This window comes from Neisseria sp. P0021.S007 (assembly GCF_051956855.1).
Genome location: NZ_JBQCXA010000991.1, coordinates 1 through 554 on the forward strand (window position 1 = coordinate 1; position 554 = coordinate 554).

Annotated in this window: 1 protein-coding gene; it reads left to right on the forward strand. The window is 53.2% G+C overall.

Going from position 1 to position 554, the window contains the following annotated elements:
- Positions 1–554: alpha-amylase family glycosyl hydrolase (locus tag ACTHUR_RS17135; RefSeq protein ID WP_440399901.1), on the forward strand; the 554-nt coding region annotated here is incomplete at both ends.

Below are 554 nucleotides of genomic sequence, written 5' to 3' on the forward strand. Positions count from 1 at the left end.
AGGCACAATAGACGACTTGCGTGATGTCATTGCCGCCTTGCACGAAGCAGGTATTTCCGCCGTTGTAGATTTCATCTTCAATCACACTTCTAACGAACACGAATGGGCAAAAGGCTGCGCCGCCGGTGATCCGCTCTACGACAACTTCTACTACATCTTCCCCGACCGCTGGATGCCCGACCAATACGACCGCACTCTGCGTGAAATCTTCCCCGACCAACACCCGGGCGGCTTCTCCCAACTGGAAGACGGACGCTGGGTATGGACAACATTCAACTCCTTCCAGTGGGACTTGAATTACAGCAACCCATGGGTATTCCGCGCTATGGCAGGCGAAATGATATTCCTTGCCAACTTGGGCGTTGATATTCTGCGCATGGATGCCGTTGCCTTTATTTGGAAGCAAATGGGCACAAGCTGCGAAAACCTGCCTCAGGCACACGCCCTGATTCGCGCGTTTAACTCCGTAATGCGTATCGCAGCGCCAGCCGTGTTCTTCAAATCCGAAGCCATCGTCCATCCTGACCAAGTTGTCCAATACATCAGCCAAGACG